The following is a 14,781-nucleotide window of genomic DNA, read 5'->3' as shown; positions in this document are numbered from 1 at the left end:
TTCGATCGTGATCCCTCGCCTCCCCGCCACCTTTCTCCTGGCCGGTGTCGTCACCGCCATGTCTGCTGCCAATGCAGCCGACGACGTCACCTTGCCCGCGATGCAGATTCAGGACACCGCCGCACAGGATGACGGGCAAAGCGTGGGCTATCAGGGCAAGCCGTCTTCGAGCACCACCAAGCTGGGGCTGACCAACAAGCAGACGCCTCAGGCGATCACGACCATCACCCGCGCGCAGATGAACGATTTCAAAATGAACGGGGTCAAGGACGCGCTGCGCTCGGCGCCGTCGGTGACCGTCGAGCAAAGCGAAAGCGACCGCACGGAGTTCACCTCCCGCGGGTTCGACATCGGCAGTTTCGAGTACGACGGCATGGGCATGCCCTTCGCCCAGACCATCATGATCGGTGACCTGGACATGGCCGAATTCGAGCAGATCGACGTGCTCCACGGCGCCAACGGTTTGATGAGCGGCACCGGCAATCCGTCAGCCACGGTCAACTTCATCCGCAAAAGACCGACGCGGGATTTCCAGGCGCAAGTCGATACCAGCGTGGGCTCATGGGACAACCGGCGCATTGACGTTGACGTGTCGGGGCCATTGACCGACACCGGGAACGTGCGCGGCCGCTTCATCTATGCCCACGACAAGGGCAATTCGTGGATGGACCGCTACAGCCACGAGAAAAACGTCGCTGCTGGCCTGCTCGCCTTTGACCTGTCCGATGCCGACACCCTGACCGTGGGCTTCACCCAACACAACAGCGATTCCAACGGCAGCACCTGGGGCAACCTGCCGCTGGTCGACATCAATAACAACCCGATCCATTACAGCAGCCGCTCGTCCAACGTCGGCCAGCCGTGGACCTACTGGAACATGCACACCCAGCGCGCGTTCGCAGAATGGAAGCACGACTTCGGCAACGGCTGGAATGCCACGCTCACCGGCACCGGTATTACCGAATACCAGGACACCAACATGCTGTACGTCTCGAGCGTCACCGATGACGTCGCCTCGGTGTTCGCCGCTGATACCTCCAGCAAGGCGCACCAGTTGCTGGGCGAAGCGAAAGTCTCCGGACCGTTCAGCCTGTTCGGCCGCGACCATGAGCTGACCTTCGGCGCCGCCTACGGCCGTACTCACCAGAAGGCACGGGAATACGACGCCGACGAAGCCGGCTACTTTAATACCTCGTTCGCCGGCATTCTTGCCGGCAACACGCCGAGACCGCAGTTTGACTTCACCCGTGACACCAACACCCAGAATTTCGAGGACCGGCAGAAAAGCCTGTTCGCCGGTGCGCGCTTCAGCCTGGCGGATGATCTGCACTGGATCGCCGGTGCGCGCATGCTCAGCGTCGACGGCACGGGCGAGAGCTATGGCACCGATCACTCACAGCGCGAGCACGGCAAGGTCACGCCGTATACCGGCCTGGTCTACGACCTGACCCCGCAGTGGAGCGTCTACACCAGCTGGACGGAGATTTTCAATCCGCAGTACGGCACGGTCGGCGTCGACGGCAAAGTGCTCGCGCCGCTGGAAGGCAAGAGCCTGGAAGCCGGCGTAAAAGGCAGCGTGATGGACGATCGCCTGAACCTGACCGCCGCCGTGTTCAAGACCAAACAGAGCAACGTCCAGTCGGCGGACTTCGTCGAGGTGGGCTCGCAGTTCCGCTACTTCACCGATGATTACAAAAGCCACGGCATCGAGCTGGAAGCGTCGGGCGAAGCGCTGCCGGGTCTTGACCTGCTGGCGGGCTACACCTACGTGCACATCGAAAACGATGACGGTGACAAGGCCCGCCGTTATGTGCCCGCCCACGCCTTTCGCGGTATGGCCAGCTACCGGCTGCCAAGCCTGCCCCAGGCCAGAATCGGCACCCGGGTCAGCTGGCAGAGCGGGATTCAGAACGACAACTACAGCGTCATCCGCCAGAACGCCTACGCGCTGGTCGACCTGATGACCAGCTACGACATCGACAGCAACTGGAGCACGGCGCTGAACTTCAACAACGTCACCGACCGCAAATACCTGACGTCGCTGTACAGCGGCACCGCGAGCAACTACGGCGCGCCGCGCAACCTGACGGCATCGTTGACCTGGCGCTATTGATCCAGCTCTGCCTCACTTGCTGGACACCGCACCCGCTCGTGTGGGAGTGAGCTTGCTCACGAAGATGGCACTGCAGCCGCTGAAGATTTGGCGGATGTACTGACCCTTTCGCGAGCAAGCTCGCTCACACAGGAAGTGTGGCTGATCCGCAATACTGTCGGCGCCCGGGCTGGCCTCTTCCCGGCTAAAGCCGGTCCCACTAAAAGCAGCGCGTGCATTCTGTGGGACCGGCTTCAGCCGGGAAGCTTTGATCTTGATCGTTCCCCCGCTCTGCGTGGGAATGCATCCCGTGACGCTCCGCGTCGCCTCCCCGGCCTGAATGCGCGTCGTCTGCGGGACGCGGAGCGTCCGAGGCGGCGTTACCACGCGGAGCGTAGGAACGATCAAAAGGGGGATTTGGCTTGATGACAACCATAGAATCTCCCACACGTGACTCGCTGGCCGGAAGATCGATAACGCTATGCATCTGATAGGCGAGCCTGTCCGATAACTTTTTTAATACCCTCGCTTGACTTCCCTTTTCCAATCAGTAAGATAGCGCGCATTCCGCGATAGCTCAGTTGGTAGAGCAAGTGACTGTTAATCACTGGGTCCCTGGTTCGAGTCCAGGTCGTGGAGCCAGACAGATGTAAACGAAAAGGCCAGCGCTTAGCTGGCCTTTTTCGTTTCCGACGGTTTTGTTCTCTGGATGAAGCGGGACTGCATCAGTCCCGCTCCGCACCAGGGTCAAGCCTTGGTGTAACGCAGCCAGACAGCACCGCCGTCCTGGACCTCCGCGGACGTCAGTTTCAAATGCGCCGGCTGTTTCCACGCTTCGGCTGACACCTCGAACGACGCCGGGTGCTCCCCCGCCCGTCGATCAACGGCAGGATCAGCACACTGACTTCATCGACCAGCCCCGCGTTGACGAACGAGCCACTGACGTGAGGGCCACCCTCGACGATCAAGCGCTTGCAGCCCAGCTCGCTCAACAGGATCTGCACCACCTGCTGCAGGTCGATCTCGGTCTTCCCCGCGAAGATGTAAGACACCTGAATCGACTGCAGGTACGCCAGGTAGTCATCCGACACGCCTTCGGTCAGCACCTCCACGACGTGGGAGTCCAGCGCCTGATTCTTCTTCCAGCCGACCTTGCCCTGAGGGTCGATGGACACCGCGTAGGCCGTGGCGTTGCGGTCGGCGAAGTAATGGCTTCGCTCTATCGGCCCTGTGGCGAGGCCTTTGGGACAGCCTTCGTCGTGGGCGATTTCCTGCATGGTTACGCGCCCGCAGATCCAGGCGTCAAACTCAAACGTCTGGGCGAGCTTTTCGTACAGATCACCGGCATCTTTCTTGAACGCGCGATCCCAGCCGTCGGTGAGGGCGTGGCCGTCGAGGGAGGACATCATGTGGCAAATGACATAAGGCTGCATGGCAGGCTCCAGGCTGATAAGTGTGTAGAGCCGACCCGGATCGCGCGGCAATAGTTCACCCCGTCACCCGGTTTTGCCCTTCCAGCGCCCTGCCCCATCATTGCCGGTGATGTAGACCATGAAGCCTATTGTCTTCAGCTTCGAAAGGGCTCGCGTACCATCGCGTCATTCCAGACCCGACACGGAACCACTACAAGGACCATGACCATGACCCTGCACCTCATCAATGCCGTTGCCCTTACCGCTGTGACCGTTTTCCTGGTCAACCGCGCATTTGCCCTGTACGACCTGATCAATGCAGCAACAGTGTCCGAGCACATCTAAGGCCTCAAACGCCTGACGCGACAACGATTCAAGCACGGCACCGATATGCCAGGCCGCAATGGCCTGGCGGTCCCGCGATGATCGGCGGCCTACATTTTCAACGACTTAGAAATTGGCCTTCAGCGCCTCAAGACCACCCTCGTAAATGCCCTTGAACAACGCCTCGACTTCCGCATCGGAAACACCGTCGGCGGTGAAAACCCCTGACCAATCCACCAACGCCCCATTGGCGCCATCTTCTTTGACTGTCAGCGTTGCCAGATACGAACTGATTGGAAACGGCCCCTTGTCGATGGAGTAGCTGTAGGTGCGCGCCTTGTTGTCGTAAGTCTCCAGCCGCTCGGTGATTTCAGCGCCGTCGTCGGTGATCAGATGACGCACGCGCCCGCCTTCCTGCGACTCGCTTGTCTTGATGAAGGGCAGCCAATCGTTCAGCGACAGGAAGCCTCCGGTCAGCGCCCAGACCTTTTCGGCCGAGACCGGGATGCGAACGGATGCAGATGCTTGAGCCATGATGTTTTCTCCAGACGTGGGGCAGCGGCCGATCCGCCAACGCTGAGTGGCGTGGCGGGGCCGCGCCCTCTTTGATAAGCGTTAACCGCGAGCAATCTTGTCACGGTTACCGCTAATTCGGAAGGTGTGCGCCGCAAAAGGCGGCGCACAGGGTGTTACTTGGCGGTGAAGGCCGAGTAGCTGTTCATCAGGTTGCGGTAGTTCGGAATGCGCTGGGACAGCAGGTTCGCCAGGCCTTCCATGTCGTTGCGCCAGTCGCCCTGCAGCTCGCAGGCCACCGAGAACCAGTTCATCAACTGTGCGCCGGCTGCGGTCATGCGCGCCCACGCGGCTTTTTGCACCACGTCATTGAAGGTGCCCGACGCATCGGTGACCACGAACACGTCGAAACCTTCTTCCAGCGCGCACAGGGTCGGGAACGCCACGCAGACGTCAGTCACGACGCCGGCGATGATGATCTGCTTGCGGCCGGTGGCCTTGATTGCCTTGACGAAATCTTCGTTGTCCCAGGCGTTGATCTGGCCAGGACGGGCAATGTACGGCGCGTCCGGGAACATCGCCTTGAGCTCGGGCACCAGCGGGCCGTTCGGGCCGGTTTCGAAGCTGGTGGTGAGGATGGTCGGCAGGTTGAAGAACTTGGCGCAGTCGGCCAGGGCCAGCACGTTGTTCTTGAACTCGTTCGGCGTGAAGTCCTGCACCAGCGAGATCAGGCCGGTCTGGTGATCGACCAGCAGAACCACGGCATCATCTTTGTTCAAGCGCTTGTAGGGAACGGTCATGATTGACTCCATTGAGTGGGTGACGGATGAGTACGGGAGCCAGCGCATCACGCTGACGGTGAGCCCCGTCGGTCAGTGCCGACGAGGCCTTTCATGCTCTTTTCAATTGCTTTGTTCAGGCGCCGATCAGAAGGCGAAGCACGAGCAGCCAAACGCACCCCAGAAACCCTGGAAGTCGCTGACCGGTACTTTTGACTGGCGCGCTTTATCGTGGCTGTGGGCATGGACGCCGCAGGGGCCGCTGCACTGGTGAACCGCCGCTGCCATCGGTGCGCCCTGGCGCCAGTGGCCCGGAACCTTGGAGACCGGCGACCAGTCCGGCAGCACCGGCACGCTCGGCGGTGCCAGATCGTCGAACTCGCCGGCGCCGTACACCACTTTGCCGTCAACGATGGTCAGCACCGATTCGATCCACTTGATCGACTCTTCCGGCACGCTGAAGAAGTCCTGGGACAACGCCACCACGTCCGCCAGCTGGCCGACCTTGATCTGGCCCTTTTTGCCCTGCTCGGAAGAAAACCAGGCGCTGCCACGGGTGAACAGTTCCAGCGCGGTTTCCCGGGACAAGCCTTCCGGGTACAGCTCCAGACCGCCGACGGTGCGACCGCTGACCATCCAGTACAGCGAAGTCCAGGGGTTGTAGCTCGACACGCGGGTGGCGTCGGTGCCGGCGCCCACCGGCACGCCTTCGGCCAGCATGCGTTTGATCGGCGGCGTGTGCTCGCCCGCCTTGGCGCCGTAGCGCTCGACGAAATACTCGCCCTGGAAGGCCATGCGGTCCTGAATCGCGATGCCGCCACCCAGCGCCTTGACCCGCTCGATGTTCTTCGGCGTGATGGTTTCGCAGTGGTCGAAGAACCACGGGATGCCGTTGAACGGAATGTCGCGATTGACCTTCTCGAACACGTCGAGCATGCGCGAGATCGATTCGTCATAGGTGGCGTGCAGGCGGAACGGCCAGCGGTGCTCGACCAGGTGACGCACCACCGGTTCGAGGTCCTGCTCCATGCCGGCGGGCAAATCGGGGCGCGGTTCGAGGAAGTCTTCGAAATCCGCCGCTGAAAACGTCAGCATCTCGCCGGCGCCGTTGTGGCGCAGGAAGTCGTCGCCCTGATGCAGCGTGACGGTGTTGGTCCAGTGCTTGAAATCTTCCAGCTCTTCCTTGGGCTTCTGGGTGAACAGGTTGTAGGCGATGCGCACGGTCAGCTGTTTGGCCTCGGCCAGTTGCGTGATCACGGCGTAATCGTCCGGGTAGTTCTGGTAGCCGCCGCCGGCATCAATGGCGCTGGTCAGGCCCAGGCGGTTCAGCTCGCGCATGAACTGGCGCGTAGAGTTGACCTGATACTCCAGCGGCAGCTTCGGCCCCTTGGCCAGGGTCGAGTAGAGAATCATCGCGTTGGGCTTGGCCACCAGCATGCCGGTCGGGTCGCCGTTGCTGTCGCGGACAATCTCGCCACCCGGCGGGTTTGGCGTGTCGCGGGTGTAGCCGGCCACACGCAGCGCGGCGCGGTTGAGCAGCGCGCGGTCGTACAGGTGGAGGACGAACACCGGGGTGTCGGGCGCGGCCTGGTTGAGTTCTTCGAGGGTTGGCATGCGTTTTTCGGCAAACTGGAATTCGTTCCAGCCACCGACCACGCGCACCCATTGCGGCGTCGGTGTGCGATCAGCCTGGGCCTTGAGCATGCGCAGCGCGTCGGCGAGCGACGGCACGCCTTCCCAGCGAAGTTCGAGGTTGTAATTGAGCCCGCCACGGATCAGGTGCAAGTGCGAGTCGTTGAGGCCCGGAATCACCGTGCGCTTGTGCATGTCGATGACCTGCGTGGCCGCGCCGCGCTGGGCCATGATCTCCGCGTCGCCGCCCACGGCGACGAATTTCCCGCCGCTGATGGCCACGGCGCTGACCTTGGGTTTTTCTTGGTCAACCGTGTGGAAATTACCGTTGAAGAGAATCAGATCGACGTTCATCGCGCCTCCGTTGGCAGACGTTTTAGATGCCCCGACAGCAAGGCCGGTGGCAGGCATGGAAGAAAACAGTGCGGCGGCAGCGCCGAGCAGCGAGCCCTTGGCGACGAAACGGCGACGGTCGCTGGAAGACGGTTGATCGGCGTCATCATCCTTCATGATCGGCTCCGGCCATCGGCGCGGGCCGGGCATTCAGCCACGGTGCAAACAGCCGCGTCGCGCGGGGCATCAGCACGTAGACCACCAGCAGGACGATGGTCACGGTGACCAGTGCGGTGCTGATGATGTAATGGGCCAACAGCGGATACAGGCGGAACACCGGTCCCCAGACCAGCGGGACCAGCAGGGTCAGCGGGCAGATGACCAGAAAGGTCACGCAGGCCTGTTTCCAGCGTGGCGGCGGGCTTTCGGCGGCGGGGACGAACCAGAATTCATTGTGCGGGTTGACCTCGGTGAAATCGCCGTCGGCCAGCATGGGCGCTGCTTCGGCGACGAGCTCGCGGCGGTGGGAAGAGTCCATCCAGCGCTGCATGGCGTCGGTCGAACAGAAGCGCAACACGCAGGTGAACATGTGCAAGCCGTCGGCCTTGCCGCGTATGACGTCGACGCCCAGATGCCCGGGGTAGCTGGCCGCCATGGCGACGATGCGCCGCAGCCAGGCTTCGTATTGGGCTTCCAGCCCGGCCTTGATCCGGTGCTTGACCACCAGGGTGACGATCTCGTCGGCGGACAGTTTTGAGGTCGGGACGGTGTCGGCGGTCGTGGCGTAATCAGGCATAGCGAAGCGCTCCAGGCAAACCATGGTTGAGCGCCAGACGACCGGGTCCGGCGATCAGCACACTGGTGAAGATAATCAGTAATAACCAGCCGAACTGGCCCTGTTCGACGCTCCACTCGCTGTGCACCACGACGAGCGCGACCAGCAGCAGGATGAGAATAGGCAGGCACGCCAGTCGCGCCAGTACGCCGGTCAGAATCAGCAGGGGGCAGAGGACTTCGGCGAAGATGGCCATGCTCAGGGTGAGGGTGGCGCCGAGGTGAAACGGGTCTTCGATGAGGGTCAGCTGGGTGTTGAAGTCGAGCAGTTTGGGCAGGCCGTGGACGAACAGCAGGAACAGTGCGCCGGCGGATCTGAGGAATAGCAGCCCGAGGTCTTGTGCGCGGTCGTTGTGGGTTGGGTAGGTCATCACACACCATTCATTGCGTGGGCCACGTTTGCCGAGGTGCCGGAGTACGTGGCCGATGAATTCAGTGTGGCGGGGCGAAGGGGGTGGGTATTGAACAGACGTGCTTTTGAGGATCCAGATCAAGATCAAGATCCTTAAGATCACAAGCGTCTGCCTGGGGGCAGACTGTTTCGCTTTCGGCGACTTACTTTTGAAAAGCACCAAAAGTAAGCAAAAGTGCCTGCTCCTGGTTGGGTTCCTCCTTCGTCGGAATACCCTCACTCCGACGACGCTCCGTGGGCCCGCGCCGAACGGACATCCATGTCCTGACGGCGCTCTCGCCGCATCCATGCGGCTCGGCCCACTCCGCGTCGTCTGCGTTCGGCCTGCACCCAAGTCGCGATTGGCGTCGTCTGGGAGTTTTGTGTTTAAAGATCAAAAGCAGATCAAGTGCAGATCAAGGGCGGGTCAAGCGAAGGACTTGTAGGAGTGAGCTTGCTCACGAAGGGCCGGTGCATCCATCGGATATCTGGTGTTTTTTGATAGGGCATTCGCGAGCAAGCTCGCTCCCACAGCGAGCGGGTGCTATCAGCGAAAATGTCGGCGCCTGAGCCGGCCTCTTCCCGGCTAAAGCCGGTCCCACTAAAAGCATCGCGTATACCCTGTGGAATCGCCTCCGACTGTAGGACCGGCTTCAGCCGGGAAGCCGTTGATCTGCTTTAAAGCGCTTTTGATCTTCATACGCAAAAAGCCCAAACACCACAAATTGCGACTTGGGTGCAGGCTGAACGCAGGTCTTGCGGAGTGGGCCGAGCCGCAGGGATGCGGCGAGAGCGCCGTCAGGACATGGATGTCCGTTCGGCGCGGGCCCACGGAGCGAGACCGGAGTGAAGGAACCCGACGCAGGAGGGCCCAACCAGGAGCAGGCACCCTTGGTTACTTGGGGTGCTTTTCCAAGTAACTCGCCGAAGGCGAAACAGTCTGCCCCCAGGCAGACGCCTTGGATCTTGATCTTGATCTTGATCTTAAAGACCTAGCCTCACGGCAAAGGCCGCGTCTCCTGAGACATGAACTCAGTAATCCGCGAGCGCAGCCACCGCTCCGCCGGATCGTTATCGTGCACGCCCGCCCAGACCATCGACAACTCGGCAGGCTCGATCGGAAAGGGCGGATCCTCTGCTCGCAACGCGCACCCTCAATCAAGGCGCAGGCAGCGTAGTCCGGGACCGTCGCGATCAGCTCGGTGCCCGCCAGCAGCGCACGCAATCCGCTGAACTGCGGCACCGCCACCACCACCCTCCTCGCCCGCCCGACTTTCGCCAGATCGATATCGATGTTGCCGCTCAGGTCACCCGAGAACGACACCATGGTGTGCGGCCGCTGGCAGAATTCATCCAGCGTCAACGGCTCCGGGCGTTTGTCGCCGCGCAATACCTTGACGCCGATGTCGCGCAGTTTCTTGCGTTTGGCGTTGGCCGGCAGTTCAGTGGTGTAGCTGATGCCCACGGAAATCTCCCCCGACGCCAGCAACGCCGGCATCAGCAGGAAGTTGGCCCGGCGCACCACCACGATGATGCCCGGCGCTTCTTCACGCAGACGGTTGAGCAACGGCGGGAACAGGCCGAACTCGGCGTCGTCCGACAAGCCAATGCGGAAGATGTCGCAGCTGGTCGCCGGATCGAATTCCTTCGCCCGACTCACCGCCCCGGAGATGGTGTCCAGCGCCGGTTGCAGTTCCTTGAGGATCGCCAGGGCCCGGGCGGTGGGCTCCATGGCTCGGCCGTTGCGCAGCAGCAAGGGGTCGTCGAACAGGTCGCGCAATCTGGCCAGTGCCGCACTGATCGCCGGCTGGCCCATGAACAGCTTTTCCGCTACCCGCGTGAGGTTGCGCTCGAACATCAACGCTTCGAAGATCACCAGCAGGTTCATGTCGACGCGGCGCAGGTCGTTGCGGTTCATTCAGCGATTCCGGAGTAGGCATTATCGGGAGGCCTGACTATGCCAGACCGGCGCAGGTATACACAGCTGCCGAGGCCGTGTCTTGAACATCGGTGCTGTCGCGCCCGACGATGGCTCGGGACAGCGGCCCTCAACAGGCGTGCGCGCGCTGGGCCAAACGCCCCTTGGCTGGCATGAGGGCCATGGTCCGGCGCCAGCTGCACGGGGTCAGCCCTACCACGCGACTGAACACACGGGTGAAATGCGACTGGTCGGCGAAACCGCAATCCAGGCTGATCTGCGAGATGGTCAGCACTGACTCGCCAAGCAACGCCCGGGCCTTGTCCAGGCGCATTTGCAAGAACCAGTCGCGAGGGGAAAGCCCGGTGTTCTTCTTGAACGCGCGGGAGAAGTGACTGCGCGACAGCGAACATTCCGCAGCGATGCGGGCGATGGACAGCCCCTTGTCCATCTGGCTGGACATCAAGTCCTTGGCCCGACGCTCCTGCCACGGCGACAGCGCGACGCGCTCGAGAACGGATTCGGGGTTCAGCAAGGGGTTGAATGCAGTCATGTCAGGCGCTCCAGCTTCACAGTTGGCGGTGAGCGAAGTCTCTACAGCGGCATTCTTAAAGTCCTTCTCCCGGTATTAATCGTTCTGAAAAGTCGTACGACGACATGCCTCGTCGCGGTGCGCGCAAGCCGCTTTCAGAACGTTTAAGGCAGCACCAAGGACGGCCATTGGCCAGCGCGATACCGTGCCAGCTCCAAAGATTCGGTTCGCTGCGAGGGACTGCATGTGACCACCCGATACGTGGCCGGAATTTTGATTCCCGACGGTGCGATGGCCCTAGCGGCAACCGACCTGATGCGTGATCACCAGTCCGACCTGCTGCTGAACGCGGCCTGCCGCACGTTCGTCTTCGCCAGCCTGCTGGGGCACAGTCGCGGCCTGCGTTTAGATACCGACCTCTTGTACACCGCCGCACTGTTTCTGCGCATCGGCATCACCCGGCTGTACGCCCGGTCGCAACTGCGGTTTGAAGTCGACAGCGCCAACGCCGCCGCCCAGTTCCTGCGCGGGCATGGCCGGTCCTGGGACGACATCGCTCAGGTCTGGGACGCCATTGCCCTGCACACCACGCCGGGCATCCCGCAGCACAAACCGCCATTGACCGCCCTGCTCTGCGCCGCGGTCGAAACCGATTTGACCGGCGCGCATTGCCAGTGCTTCAGCCCCGCCGCCCAGGCGCGGGTGTTGGCCGCTTACCCCCGGGAACCCGGCTTCAAATTCAAGTTTCTGCATGTCATGGCGATGGGGCAGCTGCATCGCCCGCACTCCACGCTGGGCACGACCAACGCCGACGTGCTGTCGTTTCACGCCCATCGTATGCACGCGGGCGGCTTTTGCGAACGACTGCTTGCTTCGACATGGCCGTACTGAACAGCCCGGACTTCGATGAGCCGTCGGCGCTACTCGACGACGGGCAAGGTGAACACGAAGGTCGCACCGCCGAAGCGGGCCGGCATGGCGTAGAGGTGGCCGCCGTGGGCAGTGATGATCGACTGACAGATCGCCAGTCCCATGCCCATGCCTTTGTCCTTGGTGGTGAAAAACGCGTTGAACAACTGATGCAGGTCCACAGGTTCGATGCCGCGGCCGCTGTCTTCAACGCTGACAACCACGTAATCGCGGCCCACCACTTCGCTGGTGATAGACAGCCGCCGCAGCACGTGATCGCCTGCGCTCATGGCGTCCAGCGCGTTGAGGATCAGGTTCAGCACCACTTGCTGCAGTTGCACGCTGGAGGCGCAGACCCGCAACGGTGAACAGGTCAGATGAGTGGTCATCAAAACCCGCTGCTGTTCGACTTCGACACCGGTCAGCGCCACCACATGACGAATCACGTCATTGATCAGCAGCTGTCGCCGGTGGTGGGGCCCCTGCCGCGCCAGACTCTGCAGCGCGTTGACGATCTCCCCGGCACGCCGGCCCTGGGCAACGATGTCGCGCAGCCCGGACAAGGCTTCGTCCACCTGCGGGTTTTCGCGATTGAGCCAGCGGATGCCGGCGGCGGCGTTGGACACCATCGACGCCAGCGGCTGATTGATTTCGTGGGCAATGGACGCTGCCAGCTCACCCATCACCGTGGCTTGGGCGATGCTGGCCAGCCGGGCCCGAGCACCGCGCAGGGCGATCTCGACATCCCGGCGCCGGGCGTTTTCCTGCTCCAGTTCCTGATGCAGGCGCGCGGTTTCCAGGGAAATCGCCGCCTGGCCGGCGAGCAGTTCCAGCACTTCGGTGCGACAGAGGGTGAAGACGCCGGGCGCGAGGTTGTTTTCCAGGTACAGCACGCCGAGCACCCTGCTCTGTTTAACCAGCGGCACGCACAAGGCCGAGCGCACCCCATGCTGGCGCACGTATTCATCGGCACCGAAGTAGGCATCGCCGCAGACATCGTCCAGCACCAGGCGCTGGCGTGTGCGCATCACCCGGTACAGGATCGACAGCGGCAGATGCCGGTTGTCTGGAGCGCTGTCCGCCAACTCGATGTGCAAGCCGTCGGCGCCGCTCTGGCCGATTGCGCGAATCACCGGCGCCTCGTCCTTTACCAGCAGTAGCAAGGCGCGTTGCGCACCGGCATGAACAATAGTGTTGCGCAACAGCGTTTCGATCAGCCGGTCCTGCTCACTCTCGTCGCGCAGCGCGTGGGCGGATTTCATGACGGAGGACAGGTCCAGGGCATCACGTCCGCTCAGGTTGATCGATGTGCGCGCCGACCACGCCTTCAGATCACGCAACGCAAGGGTCGGATCGTGGGAAGGCGTGCGGATAGACGCGTCATGTTGGCCATTGGACGGGTCAGCCTCAAGATCCGGAATGTCCCGCAGTTCCTGCCACTGACGCAGCATTTCGTTCAAATCCCGGTGCAGGGCCGCCGCGCTTTGATAACGGTCATCCGGGTTTTTAGCGATCAAACGATGCACAAGACCGGCCAACGGCTCAGGGACATCACCGCGGTGCTGGCTCAGCGGCGGCGGTATTCGCGCAACGTGGCAATACACCCATTCCACCGCATCGGTGGCCTCGAAGGGCAATCGCCCGGCCAGCCATTCATAAAAGGTCATGCCCAGCGCATAGAGGTCGCTGCGCTGGTCAGCCTGACGCTGAATCCGACGCGACTGTTCGGGCGCCATGTAGCCGAGCGAGCCACAAATGGCGTCGACTACCGGCAGCGGCGACGCCAACTGCACATCGACGCTCAGGCCGAAACCGCTGAGCCGGACCACACCGTCTGCGTCCTGGATCAGGTTGCACGGTTTGATATCGCGGTGCAGCAGGCCTGCTTCGTGAGCGCCTGATACGGCGGCAGCGGCAGCGATGGCCCGCTGCAAAAAGCCTTCGATGGACAGCGGCGCCTCGGGCTGATCATGAAGCGCCACGCCGCTGGCATCCTCCAGCACCATCAGCGTGCCTTCCGGCCCCGACAGCAGCGCCACCGGCTGCACGGCCCATTGCGGCATCAGTCGGGGCGCCAGTGAGAATTCGTGTTCAAGACGGCGGACTGCAGCGATCGAGGCGTCGGGAGCAGGACGAACGATGCGCCAGTGGCGATCCTCCTGGGTCAGCGTGACCCGGTAATGGGCGACTTCTCCATCGACAAACAGCAACTGCCAGACGAGCCGCTCCAGCCACCGGGGTCCGAATGCCCCGGCGCTGGAGATAGCCGTGTATGGCCCGTGAAAAACGCTACTCATGAAACCCCTTTGTTGGCCCCCCTTCCCTTAAGCGATTTCCCGGCGAAAGCCAGTCCCACTAAAAGCACCGGATTTCTCCAGTGGGACCGGCTTCAGCCGGGAAGGCATCAGGCATCACACCGCAAATCTAAGGTCGCATAAACCGGCCTCTGCCCGGCTAAAGCCAGTCCTACTCTGAACACCGGCCATATCAACGGTCATTTCGCCAGGCAACCCAGCCGGTCACTCATCTTCACCAGCTCAATGACATTGCGCGCATCCATCTTTGTCAGGACGTGCTTTTTATGCACCTTTGCAGTCACTTCGCTGGTGCCCAATTCACCGGCAATCTGTTTATTCATCTTGCCGGTGATCAGCAGCGCCATGACTTGCCGTTCCCTCGGCGTGAGGCTGTCAAAACGCGCTTTCACGCAGGCGGTCAGACAGCGCTCGTCCATGTTTGCCGCGTCACTGGTCAGCGCTTCACGCACCAGATCCAGCAGCTGCTCCGGTTCGAAGGGTTTGGTCAGGAACTCCCGGGCGCCGGCCTTGATAGCGCGCACGGACATGGCGATGGTGCCGTAACCGGTCATGAAAATGATCGGGAAGGTCTGGCCGCGATCCAGCAAGGTCTGTTGCAGATCGAAGCCGGTGCCCTGGGCCAGATTGACATCCAGCAGCAAGCAGATGGGACCCTGGCTCAGGGGGCGGTCGAGAAACGCCTGGGCGCTGTCGAACACTTCGCAGGCGATGTCTGCCGAATGCAACAGCCGCTGTAAGGACGTGCGGATGGCAGCGTCGTCGTCCACCACATAGACCTTGGGGTTCACGTTCAT

At 62.1% G+C, this 14,781-nt stretch carries 11 protein-coding genes, 1 tRNA gene and 1 pseudogene; 3 read left to right on the top strand and 10 right to left on the bottom strand.

Annotated features, from left to right (window positions below; all coding sequences use genetic code 11):
* Nucleotides 1-58: 58 nt before the first annotated feature.
* Nucleotides 59-2,113, top strand: a complete 2,055-nt coding sequence (locus JN403_RS16185; protein ID WP_205487408.1) for a TonB-dependent siderophore receptor — start codon at nt 59-61, stop codon at nt 2,111-2,113.
* Nucleotides 2,114-2,658: 545 nt separating this feature from the next.
* Nucleotides 2,659-2,734 (top strand) — tRNA-Asn (locus JN403_RS16180).
* A gap of 167 nt (nt 2,735-2,901) precedes the next feature.
* On the opposite strand, the gene JN403_RS16175 is transcribed toward JN403_RS16180, so the two are convergent.
* The 8 genes and pseudogenes from JN403_RS16175 to JN403_RS16140 form a co-directional block, all read right to left on the bottom strand.
* Nucleotides 2,902-3,525, bottom strand: a complete 624-nt coding sequence (locus JN403_RS16175; protein ID WP_240356608.1) for a dihydrofolate reductase family protein — start codon at nt 3,523-3,525, stop codon at nt 2,902-2,904.
* Between the two features lie 429 nt (nt 3,526-3,954).
* Nucleotides 3,955-4,362: an SRPBCC family protein gene (locus JN403_RS16170; RefSeq protein ID WP_205483200.1), complete on the bottom strand. Its 408-nt coding sequence runs from the start codon at nt 4,360-4,362 to the stop codon at nt 3,955-3,957.
* A gap of 155 nt (nt 4,363-4,517) precedes the next feature.
* A complete protein-coding gene (ycaC, locus tag JN403_RS16165) occupies nt 4,518-5,141 on the bottom strand; it encodes an isochorismate family cysteine hydrolase YcaC (RefSeq protein ID WP_037010340.1) in 624 nt (207 codons plus the stop codon).
* A gap of 126 nt (nt 5,142-5,267) precedes the next feature.
* Complete coding sequence (locus JN403_RS16160; RefSeq protein WP_205487406.1) at nt 5,268-7,106, bottom strand: amidohydrolase; 1,839 nt, start codon at nt 7,104-7,106, stop codon at nt 5,268-5,270.
* Nucleotides 7,107-7,251: 145 nt separating this feature from the next.
* Nucleotides 7,252-7,881: an antibiotic biosynthesis monooxygenase gene (locus JN403_RS16155; RefSeq protein ID WP_205483199.1), complete on the bottom strand. Its 630-nt coding sequence runs from the start codon at nt 7,879-7,881 to the stop codon at nt 7,252-7,254.
* Nucleotides 7,874-8,290 carry a DoxX family protein gene (locus JN403_RS16150; protein ID WP_205483198.1) on the bottom strand — a complete coding sequence of 139 codons (417 nt, stop codon included), beginning with the start codon at nt 8,288-8,290 and terminating at the stop codon, nt 7,874-7,876. The genes JN403_RS16155 and JN403_RS16150 overlap by 8 nt, the downstream gene beginning before the upstream one ends.
* A gap of 1,018 nt (nt 8,291-9,308) precedes the next feature.
* Nucleotides 9,309-10,228: pseudogene (locus tag JN403_RS16145) on the bottom strand (LysR substrate-binding domain-containing protein).
* Between the two features lie 130 nt (nt 10,229-10,358).
* Nucleotides 10,359-10,781: an AraC family transcriptional regulator gene (locus JN403_RS16140; RefSeq protein WP_122623816.1), complete on the bottom strand. Its 423-nt coding sequence runs from the start codon at nt 10,779-10,781 to the stop codon at nt 10,359-10,361.
* A 225-nt stretch (nt 10,782-11,006) separates the two neighbouring features.
* On the opposite strand from JN403_RS16140, the gene JN403_RS16135 reads away from it, so the two are divergent.
* Complete coding sequence (locus JN403_RS16135) at nt 11,007-11,651, top strand: phosphohydrolase (protein WP_205483196.1); 645 nt, start codon at nt 11,007-11,009, stop codon at nt 11,649-11,651.
* Nucleotides 11,652-11,680: 29 nt separating this feature from the next.
* Here the strand turns inward: JN403_RS16135 and JN403_RS16130 are convergent, their stop codons facing one another.
* Both JN403_RS16130 and JN403_RS16125 read right to left on the bottom strand, forming a co-directional pair.
* On the bottom strand, nt 11,681-13,966 hold the full coding sequence (locus JN403_RS16130; protein ID WP_205483193.1) for an ATP-binding protein: 2,286 nt from the start codon (nt 13,964-13,966) through the stop codon (nt 11,681-11,683).
* 197 nt (nt 13,967-14,163) lie between these two features.
* Nucleotides 14,164-14,781: a response regulator gene (locus JN403_RS16125; RefSeq protein WP_205483191.1), complete on the bottom strand. Its 618-nt coding sequence runs from the start codon at nt 14,779-14,781 to the stop codon at nt 14,164-14,166.

It is taken from the genome of Pseudomonas sp. 15A4, from assembly GCF_016925575.1.
In the GTDB taxonomy this organism is placed as follows: Bacteria; Pseudomonadota; Gammaproteobacteria; order Pseudomonadales; family Pseudomonadaceae; genus Aquipseudomonas.
The sequence above is the reverse complement of the archived record's forward strand: the minus strand, read 5'-3'. Positions and strand labels throughout refer to the sequence as shown.

Coding starts and splice junctions, on each gene's coding strand:
- JN403_RS16185 (WP_205487408.1), top strand. CDS start 59: ATGTCTGCTGCCAATGCAGCCGACGACGTCACCTTGCCCGCGATGCAG.
- JN403_RS16175 (WP_240356608.1), bottom strand. CDS start 3,525: ATGCAGCCTTATGTCATTTGCCACATGATGTCCTCCCTCGACGGCCAC.
- JN403_RS16170 (WP_205483200.1), bottom strand. CDS start 4,362: ATGGCTCAAGCATCTGCATCCGTTCGCATCCCGGTCTCGGCCGAAAAG.
- ycaC (WP_037010340.1), bottom strand. CDS start 5,141: ATGACCGTTCCCTACAAGCGCTTGAACAAAGATGATGCCGTGGTTCTG.
- JN403_RS16160 (WP_205487406.1), bottom strand. CDS start 7,106: ATGAACGTCGATCTGATTCTCTTCAACGGTAATTTCCACACGGTTGAC.
- JN403_RS16155 (WP_205483199.1), bottom strand. CDS start 7,881: ATGCCTGATTACGCCACGACCGCCGACACCGTCCCGACCTCAAAACTG.
- JN403_RS16150 (WP_205483198.1), bottom strand. CDS start 8,290: ATGACCTACCCAACCCACAACGACCGCGCACAAGACCTCGGGCTGCTA.
- JN403_RS16140 (WP_122623816.1), bottom strand. CDS start 10,781: ATGACTGCATTCAACCCCTTGCTGAACCCCGAATCCGTTCTCGAGCGC.
- JN403_RS16130 (WP_205483193.1), bottom strand. CDS start 13,966: ATGAGTAGCGTTTTTCACGGGCCATACACGGCTATCTCCAGCGCCGGG.
- JN403_RS16125 (WP_205483191.1), bottom strand. CDS start 14,781: ATGAACGTGAACCCCAAGGTCTATGTGGTGGACGACGACGCTGCCATC.